The following is a 25,574-nucleotide window of genomic DNA, read 5'->3' on the forward strand; positions in this document are numbered from 1 at the left end:
CTTAAGGTTGCGCCGCCGCGGCCAGGGCGCGGTGCTGCGCCAGCGCCTCCAGGCAGTAATACTGGAACCACAGGCCGGTGAAGATGAAGATCAGCACGTACAGCCACAGCGACAGCGCGGCCAGGAAGGGGAAGAAGGCGATCGCCGCCGCCGTGCCCACCAGCCACACCACGCCGGGGATGGCGCCGGCCGCGCCGGAGACGACGCCGATCGCCATCAGCGGCCAGCGGCGCTCGCGCCGCAGCGCCTTCAACTCCTCCTCGCTGGCGTAGTCGGCCAGCGCGTCGTAGGCCATCACGCGGCTGGTCAACCAGCCCCACAGGCACACCTGCAGCGCCAGCGCGGCCGGCGGGAAGGCGTACAACGGCAGGGCCAGCAGCCAGACCAGGGCGAACAGCGCGAAGCCGCGCAGCGCCACGCCGACGCTGCCCAGGACGCTGCCGCCGTTCTTCATCTCCAGCTTGGGATAGTGGCGCCCGCCCACGTGGCGCACGATGAAGGGCATGGCCGCCACGCCGATGAAGACCAGCGCGGTCAGTATCATCAGCGGCACGATGGCCAAAATGGCCGCCAGCGGCACGATGAAGGTCTTCACGGCCGCCAGGCCCAGCGTGGTCAGCCAGCTGCTGCTGTAGCGGAACAGCTCGTAGTCGACGAACAAGCCCTGCAGGTAGTCCAGCAGCGGCTGCCAGCCGAGGTAGAGCACCAGCCCCCACAGCAGCAGCGACAGCAGGAAGGGCACCACGCTGAGCAACAGCATCTTGCCGTGCAATTGGGACAACAGCGCGCGGCCGTAGGCGTTCAGTACTGCCTTCATCAATTCGGTTCCTTGCCAAAGTTGGCGATCATGCGCCGCAGGCCCAGCCACTGCTGGCGCCAGAAGCCGCGGCCGTAGTCGCGGCCCGGTATCGCCGCGCCGTCCGGCGCCGTTTGCGGCAGCTGGTCGCGGATGCCGGTGCGGGCGAATTCGGGCGAGAAGTTGGCGGTGCCGAACAGCATGTCCCAGTACGGGAACAGCACGCCGAAATTGCAGCCGCCCAGCGTGCCCTTGCCGCGCGACTCGTGCCCGATGCCGATCGCGTGGTGCAGCCGGTGGAAGCGCGGCGACACCAGCAGGCGCTCGCCGATCCGGCCGAAATGGATGCGCACATTGGCGTGCTGCAGGCTTTGCACCATGCGCGACAGCGACACCAGCAGCACGTATTGCGCGGGCGGCACGCCGATGGCCACCGCCACCAGGGCCATCACGGCGTCGCGCAGCAGGTCGTCCAGCAGGTGGTTGCGGTCGTCGCTCCACAGGTTCATGTTCATCTGGCTGTGGTGCAGGCCGTGCAGGCCCCACCACCAGTTGAAGTGGTGCGAGGCGCGGTGGTACCAGTAATCGACGAAGTCCAGCACCAGCAGGTAGAGCGCGAAGCTGGCCAGCGGGCCGATGCCGGGGAACAGGGTCTCCAGGTCGAAGGGGCGCACCTCGCGCATCCGCAGCCAGGCGTTGAAGCTGTCCATCAGCGGGTCCAGCGTGAAGAACACCAGCACCGGGAACAGGCCGACCCGCTGCAGCACCGTGTAGAGGAAGTCGTTCCAGCGCGCGCGCGGGTCGGTGAAGCGGTGCACCGGGATCAGCGCCTCCAGCGGGCGCAGCACCACGAACAGCAACGCCAGCTCGCACAGGCCGATCAGCAGCCACTCGGTGCCCTCGAAGGCCTCCTCGGTGATGTCGCCCAGGCCGAACTGGAAGATCAGCGGCTGCACGGCGGTTTCGAACAGCCAACCCTGGGCCGTGCCGAGCCAGTCGGAAAGGAATTGCATCATCGCTTGATCTGTATTTGGTAATCGGGGTGTTCGCGCAGCGTGGCGAAGCAAAAGCCGCGCTGCTTCAGGCCCGCGATCAGCGGTTCCAGGTTGGCCGGGGCCCACGGGTCCCGGCGCGACCAGATGCCCATGTGGGCCATGAAGATGTCGCCGCCGCGCAGTTCGCGCAGCGATTTCTCCAGCAACAGCGCGTTCGGCCAGGCGGCGCTGGACAGCTCGTCGCCGGAGAAGCCGGCCTGGGCCCAGCCCACGTGCGCGTAGCCGCAGGCCTTCGCGGCGGCCAGCGTGTTGGGCGAGACCTTGCCGCCCGGCGCGCGCCAGACGGGATCGAGCGGCCGCCCGGCCAGTTCCTGGAAGCGCCGGTCGACGCGCCGGATCTCGTCGCAGTATCGCCGCGCGTCCCAGGCCTGGCTTTGCCCGGCCGCCGCGCCGAACTGCGGCTTGACCCGCATCCCGCCGCCCGCCATGTCCTTTTGCCAGTACACGTGGTCGTAGGTGTGGGAGCCGAAGGCGTGGCCGTCGGCCGCCAGCGCGCGCCAGAACGGCGCCCAGGCCGCGTCCAGCGAGTGGTCGCCGCGCACGGTCTTTTCATTGGCGAGGAAGAAGGTGGCCTTGACGTGGTGCCGCCGCAGCGTGTCGGCGATCAGCTCGGCCTGGGACTGGCTGCCGGTGTCGAAGGTCAGGTAGACGGGTTTGTCGCAGGCGGGCGCGCCGGCGGCCCCGGCCGCGCTCAGCGCCAGGAGCAGGCCCAGGCCCAGGCCCGGCGCGGCGGGCGCGCGGCGGGCGCCGAAGCCGGCGCGGAGGCTGGCGGCCATGCCGCCCGATTGCAGCAGGCCGCGCATGGGTCGCTTAATTGCGGGCCGCCGCGTTGGCGAAGTAGACGCCATGCGGCGAACGGCCGACCGGGATCATCTTGACGATCTTGCGGCTCGGCAGGTCGATCACCGCCACCTTCTTGATCCAGCGCAGCGTGACCCACATGGTCTTGCCGTCGTCGGTGATCTCCATGCAGTCCGGGCCGCCCGGCACGTTGATGGTGCCGACGTTCTCCAAGGTCTTCTGGTCGATGATGTTGATGCTGTTCGAGACCCGGTTCGACACGTAGGTGTAGCGGTTGTCGCCCTGCGCGCGGAAGTTGTGGGTGCCGTCGCCGGCCTTGATGCGCTTGACCGTCTTCTGCGTGCGCCAGTCGATCACCTCGACGTAGTCGCTGCCCATGATGCCCACCAGCAGATGCTTGTCGTCCGGCGTCATGGCGATCCCGGCCGGCAGTTTGCCGACCGTCATGGTCCACTTGACTTCCTGCGTCTTCAGGTCGATGGCGCTGACCTGGTCGCTGCCCTGGCGGGTGATGAAGGCGGTGGTGCTCTTGGCGTCGAAGGCGATGTGGCTGGGCAGCTTGCCCATCGGGACGCGCTTGGACAGCACCAGGTTGGCGCCGTCGTATTTATAGATGTCGACCCGGTCCAGCCGCAGCGAGGTGGCGACGAACCATTTCTGGTCCGGCGAGAAGCCGATCTGGTAGGGGTCGAGGATGTCCTTGACGTGGCGCTGGATCTGGCCGGACTTCGGATCCAGGAAGATCAGCTCGTTACCCACCGCGCTGGCCACGATCAGGGACTTGTTGTCCGGCGTGGGCATCAGGTGGTGCGGTTCCTTGCCGACCGCGAAAGTCGACACGCTTTTGAAGGTGGCCTGGTCCAGCAACTGGACCGTGGCGTCGCGTGAGTTCAGAACCACCACGACGTTCGCCAGCGCGGGGGCGGCGGCGGATACCAGGCAGGCGCTGGCAACAACGATACGGCGGAGACTGCGGAACATGACTGGATCGCTTTAGGGGCCAAAACCCTATTTTAAGTGGAAACCGGACTGGCGTAGAAGCAATAGCCCATATTTTGCCGCCTTCCGCGACAAGGGCGTGGCGCCGTTGCGCCGCTGCGACTACAATTAATGGCTAACCAAACAATTCAAAGGAACATCATGTCCATTACCACCACCGCATCCGGCCTGCAATACGACGACGTCAAGCTCGGCGAGGGCGCCGAGGCGAAAGCCGGCCAGAACGTGACCGTGCACTACACCGGCTGGCTGCGCAACGACGACGGCAGCAAGGGTCCCAAATTCGACTCGAGCAAGGACCGCAACGACCCGTTCGAATTCGCGCTGGGCGCCGGCATGGTGATCCGCGGCTGGGACGAGGGAGTGCAGGGCATGAAGGTCGGCGGCACCCGCCAGCTGATCATCCCGGCCGAGCTGGGCTACGGCGCGCGCGGCGCCGGCGGCGTGATCCCGCCGAACGCCACCCTGATCTTCGACGTGGAACTGCTGGACGTTTAAGCGGCCGGCCCTACCTTACCCAGCCGCGGCGCATGGCGTCCTGCTCGGCCGCCGCGTCGAGCAGCTGGCCCGCGCTGCGCTGCTCCACCACCGCCTGCACCGCCGCCGGCACATCGACGCCGGCCGGCCGGGCCCCGCCCGCCGGGCGCGCCACCTGCTGCCAGACCGGCAGCTTCCACACTCCCCCGCTCCGGCAGGCCAGGCCCGCCATGTCCTGCGCGCCGCCGCTGGCGGTGAAGCTGCGGCAGTAGCCGCCGTCGGTGGCCACGAAGCTGGCGGCGATGCGCACGCCGCCGCCGTACACGCCGGCCGTGCCGCCCGGCGCCTGGTCCAGCGCCAGCGCCAGCCGGCCCTGCGCCACCAGCGCGCCGTCGCGCCAGGCCAGGCTGGCCGGCGATTGCTGGTCGGCCTGCCAGTCGCCCAGCAGATAGCGCCCGGCCGCCAGGCCCAGCACCAGCACGCCGGCCAGCGCGCCCCACTCCATCCACGACCAGCGCAGCTTGCGCGCCTTGCGGGCGGCCTGCTGCGTGGCGGCGCGGGTGGCGCGCACGTCGGCCAGCTGCACCACGGTGGCCGCGCGCCGCGGCGCGGCCATGCGCCGCCGGGCCTGGTATTGGGCCACGCGCCGCGCCAGCACGGCGTCGCGCCGCATGGCCGCTTCAAGGGCCAGCCGGGTCGCCTGGTCCAGTTCACCGTCGGCGTAGGCCATCAGAATGTCATCGGAAAAGCTCATGGTACGGTTCCTCGCTTACTCCGATCATACCCCCACCGGCGCCGCGCGTGCAGTCCCCCATGTGTAACAGCGCTTTTGAAAAGCGGCGGCAAAACGCGGCGGACCATAGCCCATATGGCTTACTTCGGCAAATTCTGCTGCGCGATTCTCACATCCAACAATAATTATGTGCTAATCTGCGCGCTCTATTAACCAAGGAGGTAGTAATGAAAAAAGGCGAATTGATTGCGGAATTTGCGAAGCGTACCGAGATGTCCGGCGCCGCCGCCAACGACGCAGTGAACACTCTGATTGCCATCGTTACCGAGCGTCTGAAAAAAGGCGACACGGTCGGCATCACCGGCTTCGGCACCTTCTCCGTCGCCAAGCGCGCCGCGCGCAAAGGCCGCAATCCCGCAACCGGCGAAGCGATCAAGATCGCCGCGTCCAAGACCCCCAAGTTCTCGGCTGGCGCCACGCTGAAAGCGGCAGTCAACCCGACCAAGAAGAAGTAAGAACCGGGAGTCAGGTCCGCGGCCGTCCGGCGGCGAACCTGGCGCCCCCTCCTCAGCAGGCGCCCATCAGGGCCAGCAGCACCAGCTTTTCAAACTCGGGCCCGAAGCGGCCGATCACATTGTCCGGGTCGCGCACCAGCGCGTCGTCCGTCACGATACCGAACTGCACCCCGCCGTTGTAGGACAGGATCGACACCCCCACGCCGATGTCGCCCGACTGCGGCACCCAGAACATCACCTGGTCCAGCTGGCTGCCCGCCAGGTAGAGCGGCGTCCGCGGCCCGGGCACGTTGCTCATCACGGCGGTGGCCTTGCGCGCGAAGAAGTTCTGGATCTCGTTCTGCACCTGCCTGGGCGAGGCGCCCAGCACGCCCAGCACCGACATGGCCACCAGCGCCGTGTAGCTGCCCTTCAGGTCGTTCATGCGCCGGCGCACCTCGAGCAGCCGCGCGACCGGATCCTCCATCCCCACCGGCAGCACCAGCGGCACCAGGCCGAAGGCGTTGCCCAGCTTTTGCTGGCCGCCGGCCTTGCGCAGGTTGACCGGCACCATCACGCGCACCTCGCATTCGTCGCCGATGGCGTCGCCGGCCGCGACCAGGTAGCCGCGCAGGGCGCCCGCCACGCAGGACATCAGCACGTCGTTGACCGAGCAGCCGTAGGCCTTGCTGATGGTCTTGACCTCGTCCAGCGGCAGCGGCTCGCTCCATGAAACATGTTTTTTTCCGTTCGGCTTGCCCTTCAACAGCGTGCGGCTGTCGTCCGCCATGGTGGTCAGCTTGACGGCGTCGGCGGTCAGCTGGGCGGCGGTGTGGCCGACGGCGGCCAGCCGCTCGCCCACCTTGTCCAACTCGGTCCACATGCTCATCGACTTCAGGAACATGGCCGACGACAGGTCGATCGCCTTCACGCTGGTGGCGGTGATGGGGTTCAGGATCTGCTCCCAGGGATTGGCCTCGGCCGCCTCCACCGCCGCCTTGGGCGGCTGCCGCGGGTGCGCGTCCGGGTGCTGGCCGAACATGGACATGAACACGCCCACCAGCGCCACGCCGTCGGCGATGCAGTGGTGGATGCGCACGATCAGCGCCTGCCGCACCTTGCCGTCCTCGCCGACGCAGTTGTCCACCAGGTGCATTTGCCACAGCGGCTGTTCCGGGTCCAGCGGGCGCTGCGACAGCTCGCCCACCAGGCGCTGCAGCGCCGGCTTGTTGCACCGGCCGTCGCCGGCCGCCAGCGCGGTGTGCACCACGTGCCGGTCCAGGTCCACCTCCAGCTCTTCCCACCACGAGCCGGCCAGGTCGGTCACCACCTTGCTGCGGAAGCGGCGGTAGGCCAGGAAGCGGGTCTCCAGCGCCTCCCTCAACCCGTCCGGCGCGATCGGCTGGCCCATCATGGCGACGCCGACGATCATCATCTGGTTGCCTTCGGAATCCATGCGCAGCCAGGCCGTATCCACCGTGGACATCTTCTTGCGGCTCAACGCAGACAGGGCTTTGGACAACATATTCGAGCTTCTCCTCTATAGAACGGCCGTACCGCAGTGTGGAATTTTTTGTATTATGTCGTCATCGCACGGACGTGCGCAAAGTTTCTTTAGTGATATTACTCTAGGAGAGTTTATGAGTCTGCAAGAACAATTCGATCAGGCGATGGCCGATTCCAAAAATCTGCCGGAGCGGCCTGACAACATGACCCTGCTGAAGATCTATGCGCTGTTCAAGCAGGGCTCCACCGGCGACGTGGAAGGTTCGCGTCCGGGCTTCACCGACATGGTGGGCCGCGCGAAATACGATGCGTGGGCCAATCTGAAAGGCACCAGCAAGGAAGAGGCGCAGCAGCAGTACGTCGACCTGATCGAGGAACTGAAGGGCTGATGCATCGGGGATGGCGAGGCGGCGGGCATGGCCCGCCGTTTTTCATGGCGCGCCGTTTTTCAGGCGCTCTTGGTCGCGCCGAAGATCTTGGCCATCTTCTCGGCGGCCTTGGCCTGGATCACCGGCGCGAACGCGCCGAACAGGAAGCCCAGCTTGATGACCATCTCGGCCTTGTGCTTGGTCAGCGTCAGCGAACCGTTGACGCCGCTGCGCTCGAAATGCAGCACGTCGCCCTCCCATTCGTACTCCAGGTCGAACTCAGCGGCGAGCTTTTGCGCGACCTGCTCGGCCGCTTCGCGGGCCTTTTTCGGCGTCAGTTTGTGTTCCTGAACGATATTGATGTCGGCCATCGTTTTTCTCTCCTTTACTGTGGCCGCGCCATTCTACCGCGGTGGACTGGCGGCAAGGCCGCCCCGGGGCGCATTTGCTTATTTGGAATGTATATAAGCCCGAATTGAGATTAGGGGCGAATTACCTTAAAATACAGTGCTTTGCTGTAGTGAGTGTTGCCTGATTTGCAGCACCGGCGGCGCCGCAACCAACACCTAGATAGGATAGTCATGACCCACGTTGTTACCGAATCTTGCATCAGCTGCCGCTACACCGATTGCGTAGACGTGTGCCCGGTCGATTGCTTCCGCGAAGGCCCGAACTTCCTGGCGATCGATCCGGACGAGTGCATCGACTGCGCCGTGTGCGTCGCGGAATGCCCTGTCAACGCCATCTTCGCCGAGGAGGACACCCCGGCCGACCAGGTGCAGTACATCAAGATCAACGCCGACCTGGCGCGCAACTGGCCTTCGATCACCAAGACCAAGGCGCCGCTGCCGGAAGCCGAGCAGTTCAAGGACGTCAAGGAAAAAGCCCACCTGCTGGTGCGCTGAGCCGCCGTCGGGCCCCGCGCGGGACGGCTTCCCCGGCCGTTCCGCCCGCCCGCGGTGTTCGTCCCGCGCCACACCTAAGATACGTCCTACACAAAAGCAGCTCGAACGCTGCTATTCTTGTTTCTCCTTCAGTATTATCGTTCCTACTACGGTTGAAGCCACCACGTAGGTACTTTCCGCTGGTTATCTCAAAATGCTTTACGTCATGTACAGATGTCCTATAATGGAACCATGATATTTATCAACAGGGCGCACCGCGCCTTGTTTTCGACCCGGGACTTTCTATGCTTTACCAACTCCATGAAATGCAGCGCACGTTCCTGACGCCACTGATGCAATGGGCGGACGCGTCGGCGAAACTGTTCAGCAACCCTGTCTCTCCCCTGGCCCACACGCCGTTTTCGCAGAGGATCGCAGCGGGTTACGAGCTGATGTACCGTTTGGGCAAGGATTACGAAAAACCCGAGTTCGAGATTGATAGCGTTACCGTTGCCGGAAAGGAAGTCGGCATCATCGAGCACGTGGTCATCAACAAGCCCTTCTGCCGCCTGATCCACTTCAAGAAAAACCTGGGCGACAAGGCCATGCGCGAGCTCAAGCAGCCCACCGTGCTGCTGGTGGCGCCGCTGTCGGGCCACCACTCGACCCTGCTGCGCGACACCGTCGCCGCCCTGCTGCAGGAACAGGACGTCTACATCACCGACTGGACCGACGCCCGCATGGTGCCGCTGTCGGCCGGACCGTTCCACCTGGACGACTACATCTTCTACGTGCAGGAATTCATCCGCCACCTGGGCCCGGACCTGCACGTGATTTCCGTGTGCCAGCCCACCGTGCCGGTGCTGGCGGCGATTTCGCTGATGGCCTCGGCCAAGGATCCGAAACTGCCGAAGACGATGACCATGATGGGCGGCCCCATCGATCCGCGCCGCTCGCCGACGGCGGTCAACAACCTGGCCACCGAGAAGAAGTTCTCCTGGTTCGAGAACACCGTGATCTACGCGGTGCCGCCCAACTATCCGGGCTTCGGCCGCAAGGTGTACCCGGGCTTCCTGCAGCACGCCGGCTTCATCGCGATGAACCCGGGCCGCCACGCGCAAAGCCACCGCGAGTTCTACATGCACCTGGTGAAGGGCGACGACGAGCCTGCCGACAGCCACCGCAAGTTCTACGACGAGTACAACGCCGTGCTGGACATGCCGGCCGAGTACTACCTGGACACCATCAAGACCGTGTTCCAGGACTTCTCGCTGCCGCAGGGCACGTGGAAGGTGGGCGGCCAGCTGGTGCGTCCGCAGGACATCACCAGCGTGGCGCTGTTTACCGTCGAGGGCGAGCTGGACGACATCTCCGGCGCCGGCCAGACCCAGGCCGCGCACGACCTGTGCAGCAACATCCCGCAGGACATGCAGCAAGACTTCGTGGCGCCGGGCGCCGGCCACTACGGCATCTTCTCGGGCCGCCGCTGGCGCGAGACGATCTGCCCCAAGATCAGCGAGTTCATCCGCAAACACGGCTAAGCGCCCCGCCCCATCGAAAACGCCCCTCGCGGGGCGTTTTTTTTGGCCGGCGCTCACTGCCGGGCCGGCGCCGCCTCGCCGATGCCGCGCCAGTAGTCGCGTTCTATCCTGGCCAGGTCGACCTCGCGGGCCGCCTCGCTGAAGGCCTGCTGCCGCCTCAAGCCCTCCTCCGTGCGCTGGAAGCAGACGTGCACCGGGCGCTCCCTGAACAGATGCTCGGCGATGACGACGCGCTCGCGTTCGGCCTTGGTGTAGCGGCCGCCCGCCATCAGGTAGCGCAGCATGTGCTTTTCCACCACGATGGCCGAAAAGCGCCGGCCCAGCAGTTTGCGCAGGTTGATCTCGTCGCTCACGCCCTCCTCCACCTTCAGCACGCCGGCGCGGACCAGGCCGTCGAACTGCTCGCCGTTCGAATAGCCGGCCACGGTGCCGACGCGCACGCCGCGCAGGTCCGCCAGCGTGGCCGCGGACACCGGCTCGTCCCGCAGGAAGGCCAGCACGGTCTGGCGGCTGCCGATGGCGCTGGAAAAATGGCACAGCTGCTCGCGCTCGGGGGTGCGGAACATCGCCACCACGCCGGCGTAGCGCCGGTCGTGCAGGCCGAACTCCATGGCCCGCTTCCACGGGAAATAGTCGATCTGGGCCATGTGCCCCATGCGCTCCAGCACGGCGCCCAGCAAGGCCCCGGTGAGGCCGTTGTCCGGCAGCGCGCTGCTGAAAAAGGGCGGCCACTCCTCGGTGGCGAAACGCATCACCGGCGCCCCCGAGCCGGGCGCCGGAGCGGTCAACAGCAAACCCGCGCAAAGCCCCAACAGCCGTAACAGCTTCAAGCATCCCCCTTGTCGTGTTGAAAACCCTCGGCAGATTATCCTCCCACAAAACCCCGGCAGCGGCAAAGATTTGTTGCCCGGCCCTATGGCGCGCAAGGTTTTTCCGTGCGGCGCGCGCGGATGTCGGATAATGGCGTATTACCATCAGCCATCCGCCCAATCCACCGCCGTGCCTACCGCCCCACCCCCGTCCCTCGCCGACCGCATCGAAGACGCGCTGCCGCAGACGCAGTGCACCAAGTGCGGCTACGACGGCTGCCGTCCCTACGCCGAGGCCATCGCGGCCGGCGCCGCCGGCATCAACCAGTGCCCGCCGGGCGGCGCCGAGGGCATCGCCCGGCTGTCGGCCGTCACCGGCCATCCCGTCATTCCGCTCAATCCCGTCAACGGGCTGGAACGGCCGCGCGCGGTGGCCTACATCGACGAGTCGCTGTGCATCGGCTGCACCTTGTGCATCCAGGCCTGCCCGGTGGACGCCATCGTCGGCGCGGCCAAGCTGATGCACACGGTGGTGCCGGAGCTGTGCACCGGCTGCGACCTGTGCGTCGATCCCTGCCCGGTCGACTGCATCGTCATGCACCCCGTCACGGAGACGACCGGCTGGCGGGCGTGGACGCAGGCCCAGGCCGACGCGGCGCGCGAACGGCACGACTTCCGCGCCATGCGGCTGCGCCGCGAGCGCGCGGAGAACGACGCCCGGCTGGCGGCCAAGGCGGCCGAGAAGATGAAGGCGGTGGACGCGCTGGACCCGGCCACGGCGGCCGACCAGGCCGAGAAGGAACGCAAGCGCGCCATCATCGCCGCCGCCATGGAACGCGCGCGCCTGAAGGCGGCCGAGAACAAAGCACCCGAATAAACACACGGACACATGAACGCAGCCAAGCGCCACGAAATCTTCAGCCGCCTGCGCGCGGCCAACCCTTCCCCCAAAACCGAGCTGGAATACAGCACGCCGTTCGAGCTGCTGATCTCCGTGCTGCTGTCGGCGCAGGCGACCGACGTCGGCGTCAACAAGGCCACGCGGCGGCTGTACCCGGTGGCGAACACGCCGCAAGCCATGCTGGAGCTGGGGCTGGACGAATTGACCGACCACATCAAGACCATCGGCCTGTACAAGACCAAGGCGAAGAACGTGCTGGCCACCTGCCGGATCCTGATCGACAAGCACGGCGGCGAGGTGCCGCGCACGCGCGAAGAGCTGGTGGAATTGCCGGGCGTGGGGCGCAAGACGGCCAACGTGGTGCTCAACACCGCGTTCGGCGAGGTGGCGATGGCGGTGGACACGCACATCTTCCGCGTCTCCAACCGCACCGGCATCGCGCCGGGCAAGAATGTCGACGTGGTCGAGGAAAAGCTGATGAAGTTCGTGCCGAAGGAGTTCCTGCTGGACGCGCACCACTGGCTGATCCTGCACGGCCGCTACACCTGCGTGGCGCGCAAGCCGCAGTGCTGGAACTGCATGATCGCCGACCTGTGCGAGTTCAAGGCCAAGACCCCGGCCCCGCCCACCGCGTGAATCCAACTGCTGACGCCGCTTTGGGGTCAGACCCCAAGCGGCGTCAGCAGTGATTACAGCAGCACCATGTTGTCGCGGTGGACCAGCTCTTTTCCTTCCAGGAAGCCGAGGATGGCCTCGATCTCGGCCGAGGGCCGGCGCATGATCTTGCGCGTCTCGGCGCTGGTGTAATTGGACATGCCGCGCGCCACCGCGCTGCCGTCCTCGGCCACGCAGGTGATCACCGCGCCGCGGCCGAACTCGCCCTTCACGCCGATCACGCCGATCGGCAGCAGCGACTTGCCGTCCTGCGTCAGTTTCTGCACCGCGCCCGCGTCCAGCACCACCTGCCCCGCCGTGTGCAGGTGGTCGGCCATCCATTGCTTGCGCGCCGTCAGGTGGCCGGTCTGCGCGGCCAGCTCGGTGCCGATGGCCTCGCCGTTGGCCAGGCGCGTCAGCACGTCCTCCTCGCGGCCGAAGGCGATCACCGTGTGCGCGCCGGACTTGGCGGCGCGCTTGGCGGCCAGGATCTTGGTCAGCATGCCGCCCCGTCCCAGGCTGGAGCCGGCGCCGCCGGCCATCGCCTCCAGCGCCAGGTCGCCGGCGCGGCCGTGCGTGATCAGGTGGGCGGCCGGGTCCTTGCGCGGGTCGGCGCTGTACAGGCCGCGCTGGTCGGTCAGGATGATCAGGGCGTCGGCCTCGATCAGGTTGGCCACCAGCGCGCCCAGCGTGTCGTTGTCGCCGAACTTGATCTCGTCGGTGACGACGGTGTCGTTCTCGTTGATGATGGGCACCACGCCCATGCGCAGCAAGGTGGTCAGCGTGGAGCGGGCGTTCAGGTAGCGCTCGCGGTCGGCCAGGTCGGCGTGCGTCAGCAGCACTTGCGCCGTGCCCAGTTGGTGGGCGCGGAAGCTGGTTTCGTAGATCTGCGCCAGGCCCATCTGGCCGACGGCGGCGCAGGCCTGCAGTTCGTGGATGTCGGTGGGGCGCTTCTCGAAGCCCAGGCGCAGCATGCCCTCGGCGATCGCGCCGGAGCTGACCAGCACCACCTGCTTGCCCAGCGCGCGCAGCGCGGCGATCTGGGCCGCCCAGCGGGCGATGGCGTTGTGGTCCAGGCCGCGGCCGTCGTTGGTGACCAGGGACGAGCCCACCTTGATGATGACGCGGGTGGCTTTCTGTATAACGGAATTCATGGGGCGGCGGTTCTCATCTCAAATCGCAGGGGTGCCTGCGCAAATCCCGGCCGGGCCGGGGTGTGCTTCGCTTGATTTCGAAGGGTGGGGACCCTGCCTTGCCGGGCCGTCAGTCCATAATCTTGAAGCGGGGATCGTCCGGGTCGATCGAGGAGATGCCGCGCGCCTCCTCCGTCATCTGGACTTCCTCGTTGCGCTGCTCGGTGTGCTTCTTCTCTTCCAGGTGCAGGTAGATGGCGTTCACCAGCTCCTGCGTGCCCTCGTGGCTCAGCGCCGAGATCTCGAACACCGGGCCCTTGAAGCCGAACTTCTTGACGAAGTCCTTCACGCGCTGCTTGCGCTCCTCCTCGGGCACCACGTCCAGCTTGTTGAGCACCAGCCAGCGCGGCTTGTCCACCAGCGCGGCGTCGTACTTCTTCAATTCCTTGACCAGGGCCTTGGCTTCCTTGACCGGGTCGACGTCGGTCTCGAACGGCGCCAGGTCGACGATGTGCAGCAGCAGGCCGGTGCGCTGCAGGTGGCGCAGGAACTGGTGGCCCAGGCCGGCGCCCTCGGAGGCGCCCTCGATCAGGCCGGGGATGTCGGCGATGACGAAGCTCTTCTCGTGCGACACGCGCACCACGCCCAGGTTCGGGTGCAGCGTCGTGAACGGGTAGTCGGCGATCTTCGGCTTGGCGTTGGACACGGCCGAGATGAAGGTGGACTTGCCGGCGTTCGGCATGCCCAGCAGGCCGACGTCGGCCAGCACCTTCAGTTCCAGGCGCAGCTCGCGGCGCACGCCCTCCTTGCCCTCGGTCTTCTGGCGCGGCGCGCGGTTGGTCGACGTCTTGAAGTGGATGTTGCCCCAGCCGCCCTCGCCGCCCTGGGCCAGCAGCTCCATCTGGCCGTGCTCGGTCATGTCGGCGATGATGTCGCCGTTGACCTCGTCGATGATCAGGGTGCCGACCGGCATGCGCAGGACGATGTCGTCCGCGCCCTTGCCGTAGCAGTCCGAGCCGCGGCCCGGCTCGCCGTCCTTGGCGCGGTGCATCTTGGAATAGCGGTAGTCGACCAGGGTGTTGACGTTGCGGTCAGCCACGGCCCAGATGGACCCGCCCTTGCCGCCATCGCCGCCGTCCGGCCCGCCGAACGGGCGGAACTTCTCACGGCAGAAAGATGCGCAGCCGTTGCCGCCGCTGCCGGCGATGACTTCAATTCGTGCTTCGTCGATAAACTTCATAGTGTGCCGCCTGAAAACTAAAAAGGCCCTACCGTTGGCAGAGCCTTTCGATGGAAGGCTTGCGCCTTACAAGGGGTGGTGTGGCGTAAGGGTTACGCTGGCACCACGGTCACGAACTGGTGCGAGTCCGGGCCTTTGACAACGAACTTCACCTTGCCGTCCACCAGGGCGAACAGGGTGTGGTCCTTGCCGGTGCCGACGCCTTCGCCGGCGCGCACCGGGGTGCCGCGCTGGCGAATGATGATGCCGCCCGCGTTGATCGACTGGCCGCCGTACACTTTAACGCCGAGGCGCTTTGATTCCGAGTCACGGCCGTTGCGGGTAGTACCGCCGCCTTTTTTGTGTGCCATTTATAGCTCCTAAATTAGCTGAAAAATTAGACGACGATTAGCCGTTGATCGAAACGATCTGGATTTCGGTGTAGTTCTGGCGATGGCCCTGATGCTTCTGATAGTGCTTACGACGACGCATCTTGAAGATCTTGACCTTGTCGTGACGACCTTGGGAAACTACTTTCACCTGAACCGTTGCACCCGCGACGAGGGGCGTGCCAAACTTGATGGCTTCGCCCGCGCCTACCGCGAGAACTTGATCGATGGTGAGTTCGGAACCAATGTCAGCAGGTATCTGTTCTACTTTGAGTTTTTCGCCAGCGACAACTTTGTATTGCTTGCCACCGGTTTTTATGACCGCGTACATGATTTGAAACCTCATCAAATGTTTAAAAAAATCTGCCCGCCTGACACGGCTAACTGGTGTGTGGAACGGGGAGAACCTGCGATTATACACAAAACGAAATTTCGCGTCAAAGACTTCCCAACCCGGCCGCCGCCATGGTATGTCGGCCACGCGCGGGCGGCTTGCCGCGCAACCATGCCGGTCCGGCAATCGCCACCGGCGCCGGGGCATGTCGTATAATCGCGGCACCTCTACTAGCCCCCCGCAGGTTTGCCTTGTCCGCCGCCACCCAAAACGCCACCCAAAACAACATCACCCACGCCATCGCCTCCGACATGGACGCGGTGAACACGGTGATACGCCAGCGCCTGCACTCCGAGGTGCCGCTGGTGAATCAGATCGCGGAATACATCATCAGCGCTGGCGGCAAGCGCATCCGCCCCGTGCTCGTGCTGCTGGTCGCCAACGCCTACCAATACCAGGGCGCGGCGCACCACGAGCTGGCGGCGGTGGTGGAATTCATCCACACCGCGACACTGCTGCACGACGACGTGGTCGACGAATCGTCGCTGCGCCGCGGCCGCGCCACCGCCAACGCGCTGTTCGGCAACGCCGCCTCGGTGCTGGTGGGCGACTTCCTGTACTCGCGCGCCTTCCAGATGATGGTCGCGCTCGACAGCATGCGCGTGATGCGCATCCTGTCCGACGCCACCAACGTGATCGCCGAGGGCGAGGTGCTGCAGCTGCTGAACATGCACGACCCGGACGTGGGCGAGGAGCGCTACCTGCAGGTGATCCGCTCCAAGACCGCCAAGCTGTTCGAGGCCGCCGCCGAGCTGGGCGCGCTGATCTCGGGCGCGACCGACGCGCAGATCGCCGCCGCCGGCGAATACGGCCGCTCGCTGGGCACCGCCTTCCAGCTGATCGACGACGTGCTGGACTACGCCGGCGACGCCGCCGAGATCGGCAAGAACGTGGGCGACGACCTGCGCGAGGGCAAGCCGACCCTGCCGCTGATCTGGCTGATGATGCACGGCACGGAAGAGCAGCGCCAGCTGGTGCGTTCCTGCATCGAGAACGGCGACGAGCAGCACTTCGACACCATCCTGGCCGCGATCACCGGCAGCGGCGCGCTCGACTACACGCGCCGCGCCGCCGAGGTGGCCGCCCGGCGCGCCACGGACGCCATCGCCGACCTGCCGGACAGCGTCTACAAGGACGCCCTGCTCCAGCTCGCCCGCTTCGCCGTCGACCGCACCCACTAAACGCCTCCCCCCAAAAAAGCGCCCAGGGCTATTATTCCCGCGAAGGAATAATAGCCCTGGGCGCTTTTTTGCCTGCGGCAAGCGTTTCCGCGCCCGCGCGGCGGCGCCGCCCCGGGGCGACGCCCCTGTGGCGCCCCTTCGGCGCTTAAATAGCCCTGGGCGCTTATTGCCGGGCGGGAAAAAGCGCCCTGGGCGCTTTTCTGGGTTACAGGAGGTCTTGGACCAGCGCGGGGGGACGGCACAGGCGCACGCCCTTGGGCGTGACGACGAAGGGGCGGTTGATCAGCGCGGGATGGGCCGTCATGGCGTCCAGCAGCGCGTCGTCGCCCAAGGCGGGGTCGGACAGCTTCAGCTGCTCGTACAGCTCGCCCTTGTCGCGCATCGCGCCGCGCACGGTCAGGCCGGCCCCGGCGATCAGCTCGGCCAGGCGGGCGCGCGTCGGCGGGTGCTGGACGTAGTCGATGATCTCCGGCTCGATCCCGGCTTCGCGTATCAGCGCGAGCGCGCCGCGCGAGTTGCTGCATGCGTTGTTGTGGTAGATGGTGACGCCCATGGCTGCCCTCTCGTGTTCGAAGGCAGCCATGCTAGGCCAATCGCCCGCCCGGCGCAAGCCGGACCCGCGTCAGAATCGCACGAAGCTGGCGTCGTCGATCCCCATCTCGGCCAGCGCGGGACGCTGGACCGGCGCGGGACGCTTGCCCCGCGGCGGCGCCTTTTGCGCCGCCTCGCGCCGCGTGATGGAGCCGGCCACCTGGAAGAAGGCCACCGCCTGCTGCAACTGCTCGGCCTGCCCGCTCATCTCCTCGGCCGTGGCCGCCAGTTGCTCCGAACTGGAGGCGTTCTGCTGGGTGGTCTGGCTCAACTGGCCGACGGCGGCGTTGATCTGCGCCACGCCGGACGATTGCTCCTCCGACGCGGCCGTGATCTCCTGCACCAGGTCGGAGGTGCGCTTGATGCTGGGCACCATCTCGTCCAGCAGCTTGCCGGCCTTCTGCGCCAGCGCGACGCTGCTGGCGGCCACCTCGCTGATCTCCTGCGCCGCCACCTGGCTGCGCTCGGCCAGCTTGCGCACCTCGGCCGCCACCACCGCGAAGCCCTTGCCGTGCTCGCCCGCGCGCGCCGCCTCGATCGCCGCGTTCAGGGCCAGCAGGTTGGTCTGGTAGGCGATGTCGTCGATGATGCCGATCTTCTTGGCGATCTGCGTCATCGCCTCCACCGTCGATTTCACGGCCGCGCCGCCCTCCACCGCCTCGGACGAGGCCTTGCCCGCCATGCCGTCGGTGACCTTGGCGTTCTCCGTGTTCTGCGCGATCGACGCCGTCATCTCCTCCACCGAGGCGCTGGTCTGCTCGACGCCGGCGGCCTGCTCGCTGGCCGCCTGCGACAGCGATTGCGCGGTGGCGCTGATCTCCTCGGAGGCGTTGGCCAGCGACACCGCCCCGCTGCTGACCTCGGTGAGCACGGAGGCCAGCTTGTCGACCATGGTCTTCATCGCGAACAACAGGCTGGACTGGTCGCCCGGTCGCAGCGCCACCTGCACCGTCAAGTCGCCGCGCGCCACCTCCTGCACGATGCGCGCCGCGTAGGCCGGCTCGCCGCCGATCTGCGCCAACAGCTTTTGCACCATCTGCTGCATCGAATACAGCAGGCTGCTCTGGTCGCCCGGGCGCAGCTTGACCTCCACCCCGAAATTGCCCTGCGCCACCTCGTGCACGATGCCGGCCGCGTAAGCCGGCTCGCCGCCCAGCTGCTGCAGCAGCCTGCGCGTGATGACCACGCCCGCCGCCACCACCAGCGCCAGCGTCAGCGCCGCGATCAGCAGCGCCTGCGTGGTGGCGCTGGACTTGGCGACCACCGCCGCCTCCGCCTCCCGCTTGCCGATGTCGGCGTTGTACTGGCGGTGCGCCTCGAACGCGTCCCACACCTTGGCCAGCGTCGTCTGGTTGGCCAGCACCAGGTCGCGCGCCTGCTCCGCCTTGCCGGCGCGGGTCAGCTCCATGGCCTTGGCGCGGATGGCCTCGTATTCCGCCATCGCGCCGCGGTCGGCGGCCAGCAGGGCGCGGTCCCTTTCGTCGCTGACGAATTCCTTCTCGTACAGCGCCAGCGACGCCTCCACCGCCTTGGCGTTGGCGTCCATCTTGCGTTCCCACTCCTCGGCCTTGACCTTGTCGGTCAGCGCCATGTACTGCCACAGCTGGGTGCGCAGCAGCGCCAGCGAGGCGAAGCCCTTGTCCAGCCGCAGGATGCTGGGCACGACATTGACGTTGGCGTAGTTGGTGACGGTGTAGACCTTGTCGGTCTGGTACAGGCCGAGGCCGGCCAGCGACAGCAGGCCCAGCACGACGATGCCTATCAATAGCGAAAGACGTTGAACGATGGTCATGACGGCGACTCCTTGCGGATGGCGGACGGCGCGCCGGGATGGCGCGCCGGATCGGGACGAAGGGAACGAATGGGGGCTTGGGGGGCTAGGCCTCGGCGCCGCTGGCCTGCGCCATGGCCTCCAGCTCGGACACCGACAGCACCTGGTCGGTGTTGAGCAGGATCACGAACTTGCCGTTGACCTTGCCCATGCCGGCGATGAACTCGCTGCGGATGCGGGCGCCGAACTGCGGCGCCTTCTCGATCTCGGAGTGGGCGATGTCGATCACGGCGTTGACCGCGTCCACCATCACGCCCACCACCTGCTGCTCGCCGTCCGCGTCGATCTCGACGATGACGATGGCGGTGCGCTTGCCGATCTGCGTGGCCGGGCGCCCGAAGCGCGCCGCCAGGTCCATCACCGGCACCACCGCGCCGCGCAGGTTGATCACCCCGCGCACGCATTCGGGCATCAGCGGCACTGTCGTCAGGCCGCTGTATTCGATGATTTCCTTGATCGCCAGGATGCCGATGGCGAACACCTCGCCGCCCAGCATGAAGGTCAGGAATTGCGCCGTGTCCTCGACGACGGCCGGAGCGCCGCCCCGGCCCGCGTGTGCCAATGCTGTCATGACTATCTCCTTGGTTGAATTCGCTTCGCGCCCGGGTTCAGGCCGCCAGTTGCGGCGGCTCGCCGACCGGGCCCGGCCCGCCGCCGTTGCCGCTGCCGGAACTGACGATGGCCGGCACGTCCAGGATCAGCGCCACGTCGCCGCTGCCCAGGATGGTGGAGCCGCTGATGCAGCGCAGCTGGCTGAACATGCGTCCCAGCGGCTTGATCACGGTCTGGAACTCGCCCTGCAGCGCGTCGACCACCAGGCCGACGCGCTGGCCCGCGTGCTTGACCACCACGATGCTCTCGCGCCGCGGCGGCGGCGTGGTCACGCCGAACAGCGCGCGCAGGCGGATGAAGGGCAGCACCTGGCCGCGCAGGTTGGTGTAGTCGTGCCCCGGCTCGGCGGCGAACTCGATGCACTCGTCGATCATGTCCAGCGGCACCACGAAGGTCGAGTTGCCCAGGCCGACCAGGAAGCCGTCGATGATGGCCAGCGTCAGCGGCAGGCGCACGGTGACCGTGGTGCCCAGGCCGGGCGCGCTGTCGACCGTGACGGTGCCGCGCAGCGCGGTGATGTTCTTCTTCACGACGTCCATGCCGACGCCGCGGCCGGACAGGTTGGTGATCGCCGCCGCCGTCGAGAAGCCGGGCTCGAAGATCAGGCCGTAGATCTCCTGGTCCGACAGCTTGCGCTCCGGGTCGACCAGGCCGCGCTCGATGGCCTTGGCCAGGATGCGTTCGCGGTCCAGCCCGCCGCCGTCGTCGCTGACCTCGATGACGATGCTGCCCGAGTCATGGAAGGCGTTCAGGCGCACCGTGCCGCGCAGCGGCTTGCCGCGCTGCGCGCGCAGCTCGGCCGCCTCGATGCCGTGGTCGATGGCGTTGCGCACCAGGTGGGTCAGCGGGTCGCCGATCTTCTCCACCACGGTCTTGTCCAGTTCGGTGTCCTCGCCGCTGACGGCCAGGCCGATGTCCTTGCCGATCTCGCGCGCCACGTCGTGCACCACGCGCTGGAAGCGGTTGAAGGTGGCGCCGATCTTCACCATGCGCAGCTGCAGCGCGGAATCGCGCACCTGCTCGACCAGGTCGCTCAGCATCGAGGTGCATTCCAGCAGCTCGCTGTTGCGCACCTGGCGCGCGATCAGGTTGGCCGACGCGCCCACGATGATGAGCTCGCCCACCAGGTTGATCAGCAGGTCCAGCTTGTCGGCGTCGACCCGGATCGAGCGGCTCTCGGCCGGCTTGGGCTCGCCCGTCTGCTTCTGCTTGGTGAGCGCGGCCTCGACAATGGCGGGCTCGGCCTTGCCCTGTCCCACCAGGATCGCGCCCAGCGGCGGCGCGGCGGCCGGCGAGCCGCCGGCCTGGGCCTGCGTGTGCAGCGCCGTGTCCAGCTCGCGCTGGGTGATGCAGCCGCAGCGCACCAGGATCTCGCCCAGCAAGCTCTTCTGCTCGGGCAGTTCCTCGATCACGCGCAGGTAGTCGTCCAGGCGGCTGCGCGGCGGCAGGATGCGCAAGGTGCAGGAATCCTGCACGAATTCGAACACGCCCTCGATGGCGGTCTTGTCGGCCTCGGTCTCCAGCGCGATCTCGAAGCCGAGGTAGCAGGTCTCGGGGTCCATCTGCTCGGCCGGCGGCAGCTTGTCGGCCAGCGTGACGATGCCGACCACGCGGCCGATCTGGCCCAGGTAGCGGATGAAGGACAGCGGGTCCATGCCGTCGCGCAGCACGTCCGGCCCGAAGCGCAGCGACAGGTGCCAGGCGTCGTGGTGGTTGCCGGGCTCGCCGATGCGCTCGACGCCGGGATGGGCCGCGCCGGCCACCAGCGCGCTGGCGCCGCCGCCGTGGCCGGGCTCCTCGGTCACGCCCATCTGCGCGCGCAGCTGGGTCAGCAGCGGCGCGCCGGCGGCCAGCATCTCGTCGTCGGCCTCGGTCTGGCCGGCCTCCAGCGCGGCGATCATGCCGGACAGGTGGTCGCAGCACGACAGCAGCAGCACGATCAATTCGTCGGTCAGGGCCAGCTTGCCGTCGCGCACATCGTCCAGCAGGCTTTCCACCACGTGGGTGAAGGCGACGATGTGGTCCAGGCTGAACAGCCCGGCCGAGCCCTTGATGGTGTGGGCGGCGCGGAAGATGGCGTGGACCGCGTCGTCGCTGCCGCCCGCCTGCTCGGCGTTGAGCAACGCGTTTTCCATGTCCTCCAGCAATTCCCGGCTTTCCAGGATGAAGGTTTGCAGCGCGAGATCCAAGTCCATCGTCCAACCTCCCAGCGGGGTAGTCTCAGGCGCGGCCGGCGGCCGCGCGGGGAGCGATCAGCAGCGCGTCGCCGAACCACGCGCCCAGGTCCAGCAGTTCGAACACCTCCAGCACCGCCGGGCTGTGGCCGACCAGGCGCAGCTCGCGGTGCTCGGCGCGCGCGGTCTGCTTGGCCAGCATCAGCACCTGCAGGCCGGCGCTGTCGACCTCGGTCACGCCGGCCAGGTCCACCTCCAGCGTGGCGCAGCGCTGCAGCTCGCCCTGCAGCAGCGTCTTCAGGTCGCCCGCGCGGTAGATGTTGAGTTCGCCGTCGATGGCGACCTTGCCGGTCTGGCCCGCCGCGCTCATGGCAGCACCAGTTTCTGCACGGCCCCGAGCAGCACCTCGGGCTTGAAGGGTTTGACCACCCACGCCTTGGCGCCGGCCGCCTGGCCCTCCTTCTTCTTGGCCTCCTGCGACTCGGTGGTCAGCATGATGACGGGCGTGAACTTGTAGTTCGGCAGCTGCTTGATTTCCTTGACGAAGGTGATGCCATCCATGTTGGGCATGTTGACGTCGCACACCACCAGGTTGATTTTCTGGCCCGTCAGCTTGGATAGGGCGTCGAGGCCGTCGCGCGCCTCGACCACGTCGTATCCCGCTCCCTTGAGCGCGATGCCGACCACCTGACGCAGCGAAGCCGAATCATCGACCACCATAATGGTTTTTGGCATAGTATCTTCCTAGAAAAAGGTGACTTCATCGGAGGCCTTCGCGGTCGCGGCCTCGCCGCGATGGACCGCGTGTTCCTCCGCCATCGCATACGTCTTTTCCAGCTCGCCCAGCAGCTCGGCCGCCTCCGGCGCCCGCAGCCCCTCGCCATCCTGGTAGCGGCGGCGATTGTCGTCAAACAAGCCCGGCAGCATTTCCATGTTGTGGTGCACATGGCCCAGCACCTGCGACACGCGGTCCTGGAACTGCAGCTGCACCAGCGCCTCGCCGACCTCGTGCTTGATGGCCATGCTCTCCTGCTTGAGCAGCTCGGAGGACTGGGTCATCGCGTCGGTGACGTTGCGGAACTCGCGCAGCACCGCGCCTATCGTGCCCTCGGATGATTTCATGGCTTGGTCTTCGGCGTCGCTCGATTCGGTGGCCGCGTGACAGGCGGAAACAATGGCCGCGCTGATCTTGCCGACCCGGTCGCTGATGCTGCGGCCCGTCTCGGCCGAGCGGTTCGACAGGTTGCGCACCTCCTGGGCCACCACGGCGAAGCCGCGGCCGGCAGGACCGGCGCGCGCCGCCTCGATGGCCGCGTTCAGCGCCAGCAGGTTGGTCTGGGCGGCGATGCTGGCCACGCCCTCGGCCATGTCGCGCAGCTCGCGCGTGAACTGCTCCAGTTCGCGGATGCGCACCAGCATCGCGTGCTTCGATTGCAGCGCCGATTTCATGATCGCCACCACGTCGCCGAGCTGGCTCTCGCTGTGCGAAAACACCTTGGCCAGCGAGGCGTCGCCGCTCTCGGCGGCGGCCGCGTTGGACAGGTGCAGCGCGCTGTCGAGCTTGTCGACGATGCCGGAGAAGCGGCTCGCCAGTTCGGCCACCGCGTCCTCCATCTGCGCGCGCGACGATTCGATGTGGCGGCACCACACGGGCAACACTTGTTCGGAGAAGGCTTGCCGGCCGTCGAGATAGCCCTCGATGTCGTCGCGTCCGCCGGCCGATTGCGCGCTCATTTGCAGCCAGGCGAAGGCGCCGAAGGCGAGGAAGGCGGCGGCGCCCACGATGGCCAGCCAGCCGCCGCCTGGCCAGAACAGCGCCATCAGGGCGCCAGCGATTGCGAGTATGGCCGGATACAGGCGGCCGCCGGTGTTTTGGAGTAGCGAGTTCAACGGGATTCTTCTCCGGTTCGATCAGACGCAAGGCAAGGTCTGTCCACTGCCAGTCCATTCTATCCAAAAAGGAATTAGCGGTTTGCAATATCACGGGGGGCGGACGAAAAAACCACGCTTGCAAGAAGAGAGTGCCGCGCAAGCGGACTGGTCAACATTCCACCTGGGCATTCTTGCCAAATGCGTAAAGATCTGCTGTAATAACCACCTACACCGTCGGGGTGTAGCTTAGCCCGGTAGAGCGCTACGTTCGGGACGTAGAGGCCGGAGGTTCGAATCCTCTCACCCCGACCAAAAAATCCTTTAAAAACAAGAGCTAAAAAAATATTACGGACGGTCAAGTGCTACATTAGTAGTACAACAGGGGACCTCGAAAAACTCTCTCAGCCATGGCATTATGCCAATGCCTCTAACCTGATGCCCCTGCCATGATGAAACCCAACCTGTTTGCCCCCCCCAGGAGCGTGAAGCCAAGCTGACCAAGCTGGGTGACACGCTGCAAGTGCTGGAGCGGCACGCCGACTTCGCGGCGCTCGCTGCCGCAGTCGACCAAGCGGCACCGCGACCAAGCCGCGAACGCGGCGGACGCCCGCCCTTTCCCACGGAAGTGATGGTGCGGATACTGCTGATCCAGCAAATGTTCAATCTGTCCGATGAACAGATGGAATTCCAGTTGCTGGACCGCCTGAGCTTTCAACGCTTTGCCGGACTGCGCGACGCCAGCCAAATTCCGGACCGCACCACGATCTGGACCTTTAAAGAGCGGCTGATCCAGGCGGGCGCCAGCGAGAGCGTCTTCGAGGCCGTCAACCGGCAACTGGCCAGCCATGGCTACATTGCGCATGGCGCTCAAATGATCGACGCGAGCATCGTCCCGGCCCCCAAACAATCAATCTGCAAGGAAGAAAAGGAAATCATGCATGAAGGCGCGATGCCGATCGAGTGGAAACCAGCCAAACGCCGCCAGAAGGATATCGAAGCGCGCTGGACCAAATGGAATGGACGCCTCCCTCCTGGTGGTTAGTTGGTGAGGCCAGGTTGCGGCGGCGGGAAACGATTGACACTGCGCATATCTGACGGCGCCGGTTGTGCCAGGGTGGTTCGATCGAAGATCGACCACCAAGGAGAGCGACATGAACAATAGCACCCCCATTGTCTACGGCATCGACATTGCGAAGAACGTTTTTCAGCTGCAGTGGGTCGATCCGCAGACTGGTGAAGTATTCAACAAGCAAATCAAGCGTGCTGCCTTCCTGGCGCACTTTGCGAACCGTGCGCCGTGCCTGATCGGAATGGAAACCTGCGGCGGTTCCCAGCATTGGGCCCGGCGCCTGATCGAAATGGGGCATAAAGTGAAACTCATGCCCGGCAAGACGGTCAAGGCATTTGCTGCGGGTAACAAAAGCGATGCTGCCGATGCACGAGCAATATGGCTGGCGACGCAGCAGTGCGGCGTGAGGGCGATTGCGATCAAGACGGAGGAGCAGCAGGCCGTACTCGCTCTGCACAGGATGCGCCAGCAACTGGTGAAGTTTCGCACTATGCAAATCAATGGACTGCGCGGATTGCTGACGGAGTATGGCGAGGTGATGGCTGTGGGGAGGACTGCGCTGGACCGGGCCATTGTCAGCGTTTTGGCCACGCTTGCCGAGCGTCTGCCGGCGGTTTTGATCGACACACTACGCGAGCAGTGGGCCATGTTGGCTAAGCTGGACGAGCAGATCGCGCAAATTGAAAGAAGGCTGCTGGCGTGGAAGAAGCAGGATAAAGCTAGCAGCATGATCGCGGATATCCCGGGTGTTGGCCTGCTGACAGCGACGGCCGCGGTGGCGACAATGGGCGACGCGAAAGCATTCAAATCGGGCCGCGAATTCGCGGCTTGGCTCGGCCTGGTACCAAGGCAGACGGGGAGCGGAGGTAAAGTGCTGTTGCACGGAATCAGCAAGCGTGGCGACACCTATTTGCGTATGCTACTGATCCAGGGAGCCAGGTCAGTGCTAACCCGCGCAAAAGAACCGAACGCGTGGGTGCAGTCGATCAGTAGCAGAAGACCGTTCAACGTTGTGACCGTGGCGCTGGCAAACAAAATGGCAAGGACGATCTGGGCGCTGCTGGCACATGACCGAACGTACGACAAAGGCT

General features: G+C 66.2%; 29 protein-coding genes and 1 tRNA gene. 11 read left to right on the plus strand and 19 right to left on the minus strand.

The window, feature by feature from the left end; translation table 11 throughout:
- Position 1 precedes the first annotated feature (1 nt).
- Genes BM436_RS26855 through BM436_RS26870 form a run of 4 tightly spaced genes read right to left on the minus strand, consistent with a single transcriptional unit; the run spans position 2 to position 3,633 of the window.
- Positions 2-817, minus strand: a complete 816-nt coding sequence (locus BM436_RS26855) for an EI24 domain-containing protein (protein WP_093558604.1) — start codon at positions 815-817, stop codon at positions 2-4.
- Positions 817-1,812 (minus strand): sterol desaturase family protein, encoded by a 996-nt coding sequence (locus BM436_RS26860; protein WP_093558605.1) that lies wholly within the window; start codon positions 1,810-1,812, stop codon positions 817-819. The genes BM436_RS26855 and BM436_RS26860 overlap by 1 nt, the downstream gene beginning before the upstream one ends.
- Positions 1,809-2,627: a polysaccharide deacetylase family protein gene (locus BM436_RS26865; RefSeq protein WP_093558632.1), complete on the minus strand. Its 819-nt coding sequence runs from the start codon at positions 2,625-2,627 to the stop codon at positions 1,809-1,811. The genes BM436_RS26860 and BM436_RS26865 overlap by 4 nt, the downstream gene beginning before the upstream one ends.
- A gap of 34 nt (positions 2,628-2,661) precedes the next feature.
- Entirely contained in the window at positions 2,662-3,633 is a 972-nt protein-coding gene (locus tag BM436_RS26870) for a YVTN family beta-propeller repeat protein (RefSeq protein WP_093558606.1), read from the minus strand.
- A gap of 159 nt (positions 3,634-3,792) precedes the next feature.
- Here BM436_RS26870 and BM436_RS26875 point away from each other — a divergent pair, with 159 nt between their 5' ends.
- A complete protein-coding gene (locus BM436_RS26875) occupies positions 3,793-4,149 on the plus strand; it encodes an FKBP-type peptidyl-prolyl cis-trans isomerase (RefSeq protein WP_093558607.1) in 357 nt (118 codons plus the stop codon).
- Positions 4,150-4,159: 10 nt separating this feature from the next.
- Here BM436_RS26875 and BM436_RS26880 read toward each other — a convergent pair whose 3' ends face one another.
- Complete coding sequence (locus tag BM436_RS26880; protein ID WP_093558608.1) at positions 4,160-4,882, minus strand: hypothetical protein; 723 nt, start codon at positions 4,880-4,882, stop codon at positions 4,160-4,162.
- A 206-nt stretch (positions 4,883-5,088) separates the two neighbouring features.
- On the opposite strand from BM436_RS26880, the gene BM436_RS26885 reads away from it, so the two are divergent.
- Positions 5,089-5,376 carry an HU family DNA-binding protein gene (locus BM436_RS26885; RefSeq protein ID WP_050409188.1) on the plus strand — a complete coding sequence of 96 codons (288 nt, stop codon included), beginning with the start codon at positions 5,089-5,091 and terminating at the stop codon, positions 5,374-5,376.
- A gap of 52 nt (positions 5,377-5,428) precedes the next feature.
- On the opposite strand, the gene BM436_RS26890 is transcribed toward BM436_RS26885, so the two are convergent.
- Entirely contained in the window at positions 5,429-6,880 is a 1,452-nt protein-coding gene (locus BM436_RS26890; RefSeq protein ID WP_229490762.1) for a wax ester/triacylglycerol synthase family O-acyltransferase, read from the minus strand.
- A 115-nt stretch (positions 6,881-6,995) separates the two neighbouring features.
- On the opposite strand from BM436_RS26890, the gene BM436_RS26895 reads away from it, so the two are divergent.
- The gene (locus BM436_RS26895; protein WP_093558609.1) at positions 6,996-7,250 is read left to right on the plus strand and encodes an acyl-CoA-binding protein; all 255 of its coding nucleotides are present in this window, start codon (positions 6,996-6,998) and stop codon (positions 7,248-7,250) included.
- A gap of 59 nt (positions 7,251-7,309) precedes the next feature.
- Here BM436_RS26895 and BM436_RS26900 read toward each other — a convergent pair whose 3' ends face one another.
- Positions 7,310-7,600: a polyhydroxyalkanoic acid system family protein gene (locus BM436_RS26900; RefSeq protein WP_093558610.1), complete on the minus strand. Its 291-nt coding sequence runs from the start codon at positions 7,598-7,600 to the stop codon at positions 7,310-7,312.
- A gap of 210 nt (positions 7,601-7,810) precedes the next feature.
- Between BM436_RS26900 and fdxA the strand changes: the two genes are divergently transcribed.
- A complete protein-coding gene (gene fdxA, locus BM436_RS26905; RefSeq protein WP_093558611.1) occupies positions 7,811-8,134 on the plus strand; it encodes a ferredoxin FdxA in 324 nt (107 codons plus the stop codon).
- A 284-nt stretch (positions 8,135-8,418) separates the two neighbouring features.
- Complete coding sequence (locus BM436_RS26910) at positions 8,419-9,654, plus strand: polyhydroxyalkanoate depolymerase (protein ID WP_093558612.1); 1,236 nt, start codon at positions 8,419-8,421, stop codon at positions 9,652-9,654.
- A 53-nt stretch (positions 9,655-9,707) separates the two neighbouring features.
- Here BM436_RS26910 and BM436_RS26915 read toward each other — a convergent pair whose 3' ends face one another.
- On the minus strand, positions 9,708-10,406 hold the full coding sequence (locus BM436_RS26915) for a substrate-binding periplasmic protein (RefSeq protein WP_093558634.1): 699 nt from the start codon (positions 10,404-10,406) through the stop codon (positions 9,708-9,710).
- 208 nt (positions 10,407-10,614) lie between these two features.
- Between BM436_RS26915 and rsxB the strand changes: the two genes are divergently transcribed.
- Both rsxB and nth read left to right on the plus strand, forming a co-directional pair.
- Positions 10,615-11,340, plus strand: a complete 726-nt coding sequence (rsxB, locus tag BM436_RS26920; RefSeq protein ID WP_093558613.1) for an electron transport complex subunit RsxB — start codon at positions 10,615-10,617, stop codon at positions 11,338-11,340.
- A gap of 12 nt (positions 11,341-11,352) precedes the next feature.
- Positions 11,353-12,000, plus strand: coding sequence for an endonuclease III (gene nth, locus BM436_RS26925; protein ID WP_093558614.1), 648 nt, complete (start codon positions 11,353-11,355; stop codon positions 11,998-12,000).
- A gap of 53 nt (positions 12,001-12,053) precedes the next feature.
- Here the strand turns inward: nth and proB are convergent, their stop codons facing one another.
- From proB to rplU, 4 genes are all read right to left on the minus strand, one after another.
- A complete protein-coding gene (gene proB, locus BM436_RS26930; RefSeq protein WP_093558615.1) occupies positions 12,054-13,172 on the minus strand; it encodes a glutamate 5-kinase in 1,119 nt (372 codons plus the stop codon).
- 109 nt (positions 13,173-13,281) lie between these two features.
- Positions 13,282-14,391 (minus strand): GTPase ObgE, encoded by a 1,110-nt coding sequence (gene obgE / locus BM436_RS26935; protein WP_093558616.1) that lies wholly within the window; start codon positions 14,389-14,391, stop codon positions 13,282-13,284.
- Positions 14,392-14,483: 92 nt separating this feature from the next.
- Positions 14,484-14,741: a 50S ribosomal protein L27 gene (rpmA, locus tag BM436_RS26940; protein WP_093558617.1), complete on the minus strand. Its 258-nt coding sequence runs from the start codon at positions 14,739-14,741 to the stop codon at positions 14,484-14,486.
- Positions 14,742-14,778: 37 nt separating this feature from the next.
- Positions 14,779-15,090, minus strand: a complete 312-nt coding sequence (gene rplU, locus BM436_RS26945; RefSeq protein WP_093558635.1) for a 50S ribosomal protein L21 — start codon at positions 15,088-15,090, stop codon at positions 14,779-14,781.
- 254 nt (positions 15,091-15,344) lie between these two features.
- Between rplU and ispB the strand changes: the two genes are divergently transcribed.
- Positions 15,345-16,334, plus strand: a complete 990-nt coding sequence (gene ispB / locus BM436_RS26950; RefSeq protein WP_093558618.1) for an octaprenyl diphosphate synthase — start codon at positions 15,345-15,347, stop codon at positions 16,332-16,334.
- 205 nt (positions 16,335-16,539) lie between these two features.
- On the opposite strand, the gene arsC is transcribed toward ispB, so the two are convergent.
- The 7 genes from arsC to BM436_RS38560 form a co-directional block, all read right to left on the minus strand.
- Positions 16,540-16,917 (minus strand): arsenate reductase (glutaredoxin), encoded by a 378-nt coding sequence (arsC, locus tag BM436_RS26955; protein WP_307666163.1) that lies wholly within the window; start codon positions 16,915-16,917, stop codon positions 16,540-16,542.
- A 39-nt stretch (positions 16,918-16,956) separates the two neighbouring features.
- Entirely contained in the window at positions 16,957-18,717 is a 1,761-nt protein-coding gene (locus tag BM436_RS26960; RefSeq protein WP_093558620.1) for a methyl-accepting chemotaxis protein, read from the minus strand.
- Positions 18,718-18,802: 85 nt separating this feature from the next.
- Positions 18,803-19,327, minus strand: a complete 525-nt coding sequence (locus tag BM436_RS26965) for a chemotaxis protein CheW (RefSeq protein ID WP_093558621.1) — start codon at positions 19,325-19,327, stop codon at positions 18,803-18,805.
- A gap of 37 nt (positions 19,328-19,364) precedes the next feature.
- Positions 19,365-21,563, minus strand: coding sequence for a chemotaxis protein CheA (locus tag BM436_RS26970; protein ID WP_093558622.1), 2,199 nt, complete (start codon positions 21,561-21,563; stop codon positions 19,365-19,367).
- Between the two features lie 25 nt (positions 21,564-21,588).
- Complete coding sequence (locus BM436_RS26975) at positions 21,589-21,912, minus strand: STAS domain-containing protein (RefSeq protein WP_093558623.1); 324 nt, start codon at positions 21,910-21,912, stop codon at positions 21,589-21,591.
- Positions 21,909-22,277 carry a response regulator gene (locus BM436_RS26980; protein ID WP_093558624.1) on the minus strand — a complete coding sequence of 123 codons (369 nt, stop codon included), beginning with the start codon at positions 22,275-22,277 and terminating at the stop codon, positions 21,909-21,911. The genes BM436_RS26975 and BM436_RS26980 overlap by 4 nt, the downstream gene beginning before the upstream one ends.
- Before the next feature lie 9 nt (positions 22,278-22,286).
- Positions 22,287-23,432, minus strand: coding sequence for a methyl-accepting chemotaxis protein (locus BM436_RS38560; protein WP_307666166.1), 1,146 nt, complete (start codon positions 23,430-23,432; stop codon positions 22,287-22,289).
- A 217-nt stretch (positions 23,433-23,649) separates the two neighbouring features.
- On the opposite strand from BM436_RS38560, the gene BM436_RS26990 reads away from it, so the two are divergent.
- The 3 genes from BM436_RS26990 to BM436_RS27000 form a co-directional block, all read left to right on the plus strand.
- A tRNA-Pro gene (locus BM436_RS26990) sits at positions 23,650-23,726 on the plus strand.
- A gap of 208 nt (positions 23,727-23,934) precedes the next feature.
- Positions 23,935-24,456 carry a transposase gene (locus tag BM436_RS26995; protein ID WP_218164933.1) on the plus strand — a complete coding sequence of 174 codons (522 nt, stop codon included), beginning with the start codon at positions 23,935-23,937 and terminating at the stop codon, positions 24,454-24,456.
- 109 nt (positions 24,457-24,565) lie between these two features.
- A partial coding sequence (locus tag BM436_RS27000; RefSeq protein ID WP_093558625.1) for an IS110 family RNA-guided transposase occupies positions 24,566-25,574 on the plus strand: 1,009 nt, incomplete at its 3' end.

The organism is Pseudoduganella namucuonensis, from assembly GCF_900116645.1.
Lineage (GTDB): Bacteria > Pseudomonadota > Gammaproteobacteria > Burkholderiales > Burkholderiaceae_D > Rugamonas > Rugamonas namucuonensis.